This window comes from Bradyrhizobium sp. (assembly GCF_049581145.1).
Taxonomy (GTDB): domain Bacteria; phylum Pseudomonadota; class Alphaproteobacteria; order Rhizobiales; family Xanthobacteraceae; genus Bradyrhizobium.
Genome location: NZ_JBAURI010000364.1, coordinates 1 through 7,949, shown reverse-complemented (window position 1 = coordinate 7,949; position 7,949 = coordinate 1). Strand labels below are relative to the sequence as shown.

The 7,949-nt window shown below is 63.7% G+C and carries 9 protein-coding genes; 7 read left to right on the top strand and 2 right to left on the bottom strand.

The genetic code is table 11. The annotated features are described in order from the left end of the window. The coding region (locus WCB02_RS11870; RefSeq protein WP_423958376.1) for a LacI family DNA-binding transcriptional regulator at positions 1-162 on the bottom strand (162 nt) is incomplete at its 3' end. Positions 163-376: 214 nt separating this feature from the next. Between WCB02_RS11870 and WCB02_RS11865 the strand changes: the two genes are divergently transcribed. The 7 genes from WCB02_RS11865 to WCB02_RS11835 are packed head-to-tail and all read left to right on the top strand — an operon-like array spanning position 377 to position 7,509. After that, complete coding sequence (locus WCB02_RS11865) at positions 377-1,684, top strand: ABC transporter substrate-binding protein (RefSeq protein WP_423958374.1); 1,308 nt, start codon at positions 377-379, stop codon at positions 1,682-1,684. Next, on the top strand, positions 1,681-2,568 hold the full coding sequence (locus WCB02_RS11860) for a carbohydrate ABC transporter permease (protein WP_423958373.1): 888 nt from the start codon (positions 1,681-1,683) through the stop codon (positions 2,566-2,568). Before WCB02_RS11865 ends, WCB02_RS11860 begins: the two co-directional genes overlap by 4 nt. Before the next feature lie 10 nt (positions 2,569-2,578). Beyond that, on the top strand, positions 2,579-3,406 hold the full coding sequence (locus tag WCB02_RS11855; protein ID WP_423958370.1) for a carbohydrate ABC transporter permease: 828 nt from the start codon (positions 2,579-2,581) through the stop codon (positions 3,404-3,406). 9 nt (positions 3,407-3,415) lie between these two features. Continuing rightward, positions 3,416-4,420 (top strand): alcohol dehydrogenase catalytic domain-containing protein, encoded by a 1,005-nt coding sequence (locus tag WCB02_RS11850; RefSeq protein ID WP_423958369.1) that lies wholly within the window; start codon positions 3,416-3,418, stop codon positions 4,418-4,420. Between the two features lies 1 nt (position 4,421). Further along, complete coding sequence (locus WCB02_RS11845) at positions 4,422-5,495, top strand: ABC transporter ATP-binding protein (protein ID WP_423958368.1); 1,074 nt, start codon at positions 4,422-4,424, stop codon at positions 5,493-5,495. Further along, positions 5,492-6,475, top strand: coding sequence for a PfkB family carbohydrate kinase (locus tag WCB02_RS11840; RefSeq protein WP_423958367.1), 984 nt, complete (start codon positions 5,492-5,494; stop codon positions 6,473-6,475). Before WCB02_RS11845 ends, WCB02_RS11840 begins: the two co-directional genes overlap by 4 nt. Further along, on the top strand, positions 6,472-7,509 hold the full coding sequence (locus WCB02_RS11835; RefSeq protein ID WP_423958366.1) for a tagatose 1,6-diphosphate aldolase: 1,038 nt from the start codon (positions 6,472-6,474) through the stop codon (positions 7,507-7,509). The genes WCB02_RS11840 and WCB02_RS11835 overlap by 4 nt, the downstream gene beginning before the upstream one ends. Here the strand turns inward: WCB02_RS11835 and WCB02_RS11830 are convergent. Continuing rightward, on the bottom strand, positions 7,506-7,949 hold a 444-nt coding region (locus tag WCB02_RS11830), incomplete at its 5' end, for an ABC transporter ATP-binding protein (RefSeq protein WP_423958364.1). The genes WCB02_RS11835 and WCB02_RS11830 overlap by 4 nt on opposite strands.

The window sequence follows — 7,949 nt, the reverse complement described above, 5'->3', positions numbered from 1 at the left end:
GTAGCCGACCGTCTCCACCGCCTCCGTGATCCGCGCGCGCAGCAGCGCGCTGACCGAATTGGGATTGTTGAGCGCGCGCGAGACCGTCGCGATCGACACGCCGGCCTTCGCCGCCACGGCGCGGATTCCCTGTTTGGAAGATCGTTCGACGAAGGCGGTCATCGGGAATATGGATGTAACGTTTCATACCGTGTTTTGGCGAATAGAGATCCCTTGTAACATCAATTCGGGGCCAGCGAATAAGAATTCATCGGCCTTGACAGTGAAGGGCGGTCATCTAGTGTGTAACCGTTTTCACGGGGATGCGGCGAAGCCGCCGCACCTCATAAGAATGCGGCAAAGCCGCCCGGGTACCGCGCCCGAGAGGGAGGATGCAATGAGCGCCACGAGGTCTATGGCCCAAGTCGCTTTGTCGGCCATCGCATCGGCGGCGCTTGCGTCCGCCGCGCATGCGACTGATCTCGACTGGAAGAAATTCCAGGGTGAGACCATCAACTTCCTCGCCAACAATAATCCGGTGTCTCAGGCGCTGCTGGCGCACAAGGCCGACTTCGAAAAGCTCACCGGCATCACGCTCAAGGTCGACGGTTACCAGGAACAACAGATGCGGCAGCGTCTGGTGACCGTGATGAACGCGCACAGCGACGAGGTTGATGTCTTCATGACACTGCCCTCGCGCGAGGGCGAACAGTTCGCGGCCGCCGGCTGGTATGCCGACCTGACGCAGATGGCGAAAAGCGAAATCGCCGGCGATTATGATTATGCGGGCCTGAGCCAGGCGCTCCTGAAGGCCGGCACCTTCAGCGGCAAGCTCACCAGCACGCCCATGAATATCGAGGGGCCGATCCTGTATTACCGCACCGATATCTTCAAGAAGTGCGGCGTCGAGCAGCCGGCAACGATCAAGGATGTCGAGGCCGCGGCGAAAAAGCTGAAAGCCTGCGACAGCGGCATCACGCCTTTCGTCTCGCGCGGCCTCAAGGCCGCGCTGCCATACACCTTCTCGAACATGCTGCACAATATCGGCGGCAGCTACATGGCGGACGGCAAATCCAACCTTTGCTCGCCGCAGGGCAGGGAAGCGTTGGATACCTATAGCCGGCTGTTGCGTGACTACGGGCCGCCCGGTGTCGTCAACTACAGCTTCTACCAGATCTCGGCGCTTTATCGTTCCGGCCGCGCCGCGATGGCGTTCGAGTCCTCAAATGAATTGCGTACGGTGATGGAAGGCGGCGACCGGCTCAAGGATACCACGCTGATTCCGTTTCCCGCAGGCGAAGCCGGGCAGGTCCCGACTGCGATCGGCTGGGGCATGGCCATCTCGGCCTACAGCAAGCATCCCGATGCGGCCTGGTATTTCGTGCAGTGGGCGACGAGCCCGGCGGTGCAGAAGATGATGGCGGTGCAGGGCATCGCGCCGCCGCGTTCCGCCGTCGCCAGCGATCCGGAATACCGCAAGTGGATCGACGAAGAGCCGGTTCGCAAGGAATGGCAGGCCGCGCTTGACGTGCTGGCGGCGAAAGGGTCTTCGGAAGTCGGCTATCCCATCGTGGCCAACCCTGAATCGCGCGAATTCATCGGGCAGGCCGTGCAGGATTTGATCCTGAACCAGAAGTCCGTCGACCAGGCCTGCGCTGATGCCGACAAGGCGCTCGATGGCCTGATCGCGCAGAAGCAAAGATGACTGACGCCGCCGCCACATTGGCGCAGGATCGGCAAAGGCTGGAACTGACCGCGCTGTCGGCGCCTGCGGTCCTGTTCACGGTCGCCATGATCGCGTTTCCGCTTGCCTACACGATCTGGCTGTCGTTTCAGAGTTTTTCCTCGACGGGAAAGCAATCGTTCGCGGGGCTCGCCAATTATGCAAAGCTGATCTCGGATCACGAGTTCTGGCACGGATTGTGGGTCACCGTCGCGCTCTATGTCCTCTCGCTGGTCCTGCAGCTTGTGTTCGGCATCTGGCTGGCCCTGGTGCTGTTTCATGCCAAGCGGCTGCCCGGTATCGTGCGCTCGCTGTTCATCTCGCCGTTCATGATGCCCCCGGTGGTCGCCGGGATGATGTGGCTCGTGATCCTTGATCCCTCGCTGGGCGCGGCGAATTATGCCCTCTCCTCCCTGGGTCTGCCGCCGTCGGACTGGCTGGCGTCGCCGACCTGGGTGGTTCCGACAATTGCCATGATCGACACCTGGCAATGGACGCCCTATGTCGCTTTGATTGTGCTGGGTGGTCTGCAATCGTTGCCGCCGAGCGTCTACGAGGCGGCGCAGATCGACGGCGCTTCGCCACTGAAGACGTTTCGGCGCATCACGCTGCCTTTGCTGCTCCCGACCATCGTGACCGCGACCATCCTGCGCAGCGTCGATCTGTTGCGCTTCTTCGATATCATCTACATCACGACCCAGGGTGGCCCGGGCAATGCGTCGAACACACTCAACATCTACGGTTTCCGCGTCGGCTTCGAGTTCTTCAATATCGGCTACGCCAGCGCCTTGATGCTGACATTGACCGCCATCGTGTTCGGCGTGGTGCTGGCCTTCAACCGGCTGCGCGGCGCAGTTGCGTGGTGAGGTCAACGCGATGAGCGGCGTGCCGATCGACGAGAACTGGATTCGAAGGCTGAACACACTGCAGCTTGTCATCGCCGGGTTCATCATCATGACGCCGGTGGTCTGGATGGTGCTGTCCTCTTTCAAGCCGTCGTTCGAGGTCACAGCCTATCCGCCCACGCTGGTGTTTCCGCCGACCGGCGAGAACTACAGCACCCTGATCAAGACGACACCGTTCTTTTCCTACGCGATCAACAGCCTGATCGTGACGGTCGGTTCGGCGGGCCTTGGGCTGCTGTTTGGCGTCCCCGCGGCGTTCGCGGTATCCTGGACGCGGATTTCCTGGCCGGCGATCCTGACGCTGGCGGCCCGCATGGCGCCCGGCACCCTGTTCCTGTTGCCCTGGTACGTGATGTTCCGCCAGGTCGGCCTGATCGGATCCTACACCGCGCTGATCCTGAGCCATGCCGTCATTACGCTGCCGATCGTGATCTGGGTGTTGCTGCCTTCGTTCGACAATATTCCACGCAGTGTGTTCGAGGCGGCGCAGGTCGACGGCTGTGGCGTCACGCGGATCTTGTGGCGTATCGCGCTGCCGCTGGTCGGCTCTGGTGTCGCGGTTGCGGCAATCCTCGCTTTCGTGTTTTCCTGGAATTATTTCCTGTTCGCGCTGGTGCTGTCGAACGGCGATACCAAGACGCTGATAGCGGCGGCCTTCAACTTTGTCGGCGAGGGCTCGACCAATTGGGGCGTCCTGATGGCGGCCGCGACACTGATCGCGCTGCCGCCTTTGGTGCTGGCGGCGCTGGTGCAACGCTGGCTGGTCTCGGGACTGACCTTGGGTGCGGTGAAAGGCTAGGTGAAATCGATGACTGTGTCCGCGCTTTCCAATTCCATCATGAATGCCGCCGTGTTCCACGGCCACGATCGCATTACCATCGAGCGCGTGGCGATGCCCGAGGTCGCCTCCGGTGAAGTGCTGCTTCGTGTGTCGCGCACCGCGCTGTGCGGGTCCGACTTCAAGCTGTGGCACAAGGGCGCCGAGTTCACCGCGGGCCACGAGATCTTTGGCGTGGTCGAGCAGCCGGGGCACCCGATGCACGGCAAGCGCTGCGCGGTCTATATCCCCTTGCATTGCGACCGCTGTGCCGCATGCCGGCGTGGCGATACCCAGATGTGCCTGGAGATGTCGAGCCTGATCGGCTGGAACCGGCCGGGCGGTTACGCCGAATATGTGCCGGTGCCGGAAAACTGCCTGTTGCCGGTGCCGGACGACATCGAAGACAGCCTCGCGCCGCTGTTGCTCGACGTCATCGGTACCTCCGGCCACGCGGTGCGGTTTATCAGTCGGATCGTTCCGCCGCGGGACGCTGGCCCGGTGCTGGTGACGGGAGCGGGCCCGGTCGGGCTCGGCGTCGTGCTGGCGCTGAAGAGCTTTGGCTACGACGATATCCGCGTCGCCGATCCGAATGCGGCGCGGCTGAACATCGCGCAATCCTTCGGCGCCAAGCCGCATCCCGTCGGCGACGCCTCCCAGCGTTTCGCCCTGATCGTTGAATGCTCCGGCGCGCACGCCGCGCGCAATCTCGGCATCGAGGTCGTGCTGCCGCGTGGTGCGCTTGTCCTGGTTGGCGAGAACGCCGCGCCCTGGAGCATCGAAGAAGGCAAGGTGTTCCGCCGCAAGGATTTCTACATGGTCCGCACCTTCTATTTCCCTGTCGCCGATTTCATTGCCAATGTCGATCTGCTGCGCCGCTACAAGGACGCGTACCGCATCCTGGTCGATGGCGAGTTCGGGTTGCCGGAACTGCCGCAAAATTTCGCGCGTTTTGCCGCAGGCGAACTGATCAAGCCCGTGCTGGCGCTGGACTGACATGGCCTCGATCTCCATCCGCAATCTCGTCAAGCGCTACGGTCATTACACCGTGATTGCTGATCTCAATCTCGAGATCGCCGATCACGAATTCGTCGTGTTCGTCGGGCCGTCCGGCTGCGGCAAGTCGACCTTGCTGCGGATCATCGCGGGCCTCGAGCCGATCACGGCGGGCGATATCTTGATCGGCGACAAGCGGGTCAATGGCGTCCCGGCGGCGCGACGTGACATCGCGATGGTGTTTCAGGACTACGCGCTCTATCCCCATATGCGTGTCTACGACAACATGTCGTTTGCGCTGGAGCTGCGCGGGATTCCGAAGGCGGAGATCGACGCGCGAGTGAAGAAGGCGGCGGCGCTGCTCCATATCGAGCCCTATCTCGACCGCAAGCCGAAAGAACTATCCGGCGGCCAGCGCCAGCGCGTCGCCATGGGGCGGGCGATCGTGCGCGATCCGAAGGTGTTCCTGTTTGATGAGCCGCTGTCCAATCTCGACGCCAAGCTGCGTGGGCAGGTGAGGGCGGAAATCAAGGCGCTGTCGCAGGAGCTGAAGACCACGATGGTGTTCGTAACCCACGACCAGGTCGAGGCAATGACCATGGCCGATCGCATCGTCGTGCTGCAGAGCGGCAATGTGCAGCAATACGACACGCCCGAAGCGGTGTATGAGCGGCCGGCGAACCAGTTCGTCGCCGGCTTCATCGGCTCGCCGACGATGAATTTCTTTGCGGTGGAGTTGCGCGGCGATGCGGTCGTGTTCTCCCACGATGGTGCGGCGGCGCCGGTGAACGCTGTGGGTCATGCGCGATTGCGCGCCGCCGGCAAGGCCGTGCTCGGTGTCCGGCCGGAACATTTCGCCGTCATCACGGACTCGTCCGATGGCGTCACCGTCACCGTGAAGCTGGTCGAACCGCTCGGCTCCGATACGCTCGTTCATTTCGACCTGGCGGGCACCTCCGCGATCGCGCGCGTCGATCCGGCGCTGCGGCCCAAAGTCGGGGATCGACTGAAACTTGATCCGCAGCCGGGCAAGACGCACCTGTTCGATTGCAGCAATGGCGAGGTGCTGCGGTGACGCAGGCCGGTGCACCAGGCGGGGCGATCGGATTGGCCGAGTTCGCGGCGTGCGCCAACGGCACGCGGGTGATCTGCCTCGGATTGTCGGCGCTCGATCAGATCTGGCGCGTCGATGGGCTGTTCGAAGGCGGTGGTGAGAAGATCAGGAGCTTTGACTATGGGACGGCAGGCGGGGGCATGGCGGCGAACGCGGCGGTCGCTGTTGCGCGCCTCGGCGGCGCTGTCTCCTTCTGGGGACGTGGCGGCGATGACGCGGCGGGGCACGACATGCGCGCGGCGTTGTCGAATGAAGGGATCGACGTCGGGCATTTCCGGCTGTTCGGCGGTGGACGTTCATCGGTGTCCGGCGTCATCGTCGACACATCAGGCGAGCGCCAGATCGTGAATTTCCGCGGCCGCTTTCCGGCCGAAGCCGATTGGCTTGCGCTCGATGAGGTCGTCGGCGTCTCCGCTGTGCTTGCCGATCCGCGTTGGCCCGAGGGCGCTATCGCCTTGTTCGGCAAGGCGCGATCGCTGGGTATTCCAACCATCCTCGACGCTGATGTTGCCGAGGCCAGCGTGTTCGAGCAATTGCTGCCGCTCACCGATCATGCGGTGTTTTCCGAGCCGGCGCTCGCAGGCTTTGCCGGCGAGGCGAGCGACGGCGCTTTGGCGACGATCGCCCGCTTTCACTGCCGCGTCGCCGCGGTCACGCGCGGTGAGCGAGGGGTGAGTTGGTACGAAGGCGGCGCCTTGCGGACGCGCGCGGCTTATCCGGTGGAGGCTGTCGACACCACCGGGGCCGGCGACGTGTTCCACGGCGCCTACGCCCTTGCGATCGGCGGCGGTCTTGGTGGCGGTCTTGGTCGCGGTCTTGGCGTCGCGGACGCCATGTCGTTTGCCGCGGCCACCGCGGCGCTGAAATGTACGCGACCGGGCGGTCGCGCCGGGATTCCCTCGCTTGAGGATTGTCTTGCATTCATGAGGAACCAGCAATGAGAACGATTGGAAAGAACCGTGGCCTGGCGCGTCTTGCCGATAGCGACGGCCACTTTCGCATGGTCGCGCTCGATCAGCGGCCGCCGCTGTTCGATGCCATCGCGCAGGCGAAGGGAATCACGCGGGATCAGGTCGCCTTTGACGATGTGACGGCGGCCAAGCGCCTGCTGGTCGGGGCGCTGGCGCCGCATTGCAGCTCGATGCTGTTCGATCCCAATTTCGCAGTGCCGGCGGCGATCGACCTCTTACCTGCGCGATGCGGGCTGATCATGACGCTGGAGGAGCATCGCGTCGAGGAAACGCCGGGCGGGCGCAAGTCGCGTGCGATTTCGAACTGGAGCGTGGAGAAGATCCGGGCGATCGGCGGCGATGCCGTCAAGGTGCTGGCCTGGTACCGGCCGGACGCCGACGAGGCCGTCAACGCACATCAAAAGCGGTTCGTGCGCGAGATCGGCGAGGATTGCGCGCGTCACGATATTCCCTATGTGCTTGAACTTTTGGTCTATCCCTTCCTCGGCAGTGCCGGGCACACCGCCGACTATGTCGAGTCACCGGAAAAGCTGCCGTCGCTGGTGATCGAGAGCGTGCGCGAATTCGCCAGGCCGGAATATGGCGTCGACCTGATGAAGCTGGAAAGCCCGCTGGCCGCCAATTCTCTCCCGCCGCGCGATGGCAGCGCGGCGGCGCAGGCCGCGCAGCTCGAATTTGATGCGATTGGGGAGATTTGCCGGCAGCGGCGGATTCCCTGGGTGCTGCTGTCCGGCGGCGCCGCGCCGGAAAAGTTCGAGCGCGTGCTGTCCTATGCCTATGCCGCCGGTGCAGGCGGCTTTCTCGCTGGCCGCACGATCTGGTTGGACGCGGTGCGCCGGCATTTTCCGGACCGCGCGGCGGTCGCCGCGAGCTTGCGCAAAGACGGGGTTGCGGTTCTCGACCGCCTGAGCGAATTGACCAAGGCGAAAGCCGAGGCTTGGACCGCGCATTTTCCGGCGTTCGGCGAGGTCAAGCAGGAGGGCGATTTCGCGCGCGCCTATTAACCGCCGAGATAGGCTTCGCGAATCCGCGGATCGCGCGCCAGCGTCTGCGCAGACCCGGACAGCGTGATCGCACCGGTCTCCAGCACGAAGGCGCGGCTGGCGATGTCCAGAGCCATCGCCGAGTTCTGCTCCACAAGCAGCACGCCAAGACCCGTCCGCTCGTTCAGCTCGACGATCTTGTCGAACACCTGCTCGATCACGATCGGGGCGAGGCCAAGCGACGGTTCATCCAGCATCAGAAGTCTTGGCCGGCTCATCAAGGCCCGGCCGATCGCGAGCATCTGCTGTTCGCCGCCGGACAGCGACCAGCCGCGCTGTTTGATGCGTTCCTTCAGCCGCGGGAACAGCTCGAAGACCTGGGCAAGGTCGTCCTGGACCTCCTTTGTTCGGTAGCGTCGCGACGCCGTGCCGGTGAGCAGGTTTTCCCGCACGGTCAGGCC

Coding starts and splice junctions, on each gene's coding strand:
- WCB02_RS11835 (WP_423958366.1), top strand. CDS start 6,472: ATGAGAACGATTGGAAAGAACCGTGGCCTGGCGCGTCTTGCCGATAGC.
- WCB02_RS11865 (WP_423958374.1), top strand. CDS start 377: ATGAGCGCCACGAGGTCTATGGCCCAAGTCGCTTTGTCGGCCATCGCA.
- WCB02_RS11860 (WP_423958373.1), top strand. CDS start 1,681: ATGACTGACGCCGCCGCCACATTGGCGCAGGATCGGCAAAGGCTGGAA.
- WCB02_RS11855 (WP_423958370.1), top strand. CDS start 2,579: ATGAGCGGCGTGCCGATCGACGAGAACTGGATTCGAAGGCTGAACACA.
- WCB02_RS11845 (WP_423958368.1), top strand. CDS start 4,422: ATGGCCTCGATCTCCATCCGCAATCTCGTCAAGCGCTACGGTCATTAC.
- WCB02_RS11850 (WP_423958369.1), top strand. CDS start 3,416: ATGACTGTGTCCGCGCTTTCCAATTCCATCATGAATGCCGCCGTGTTC.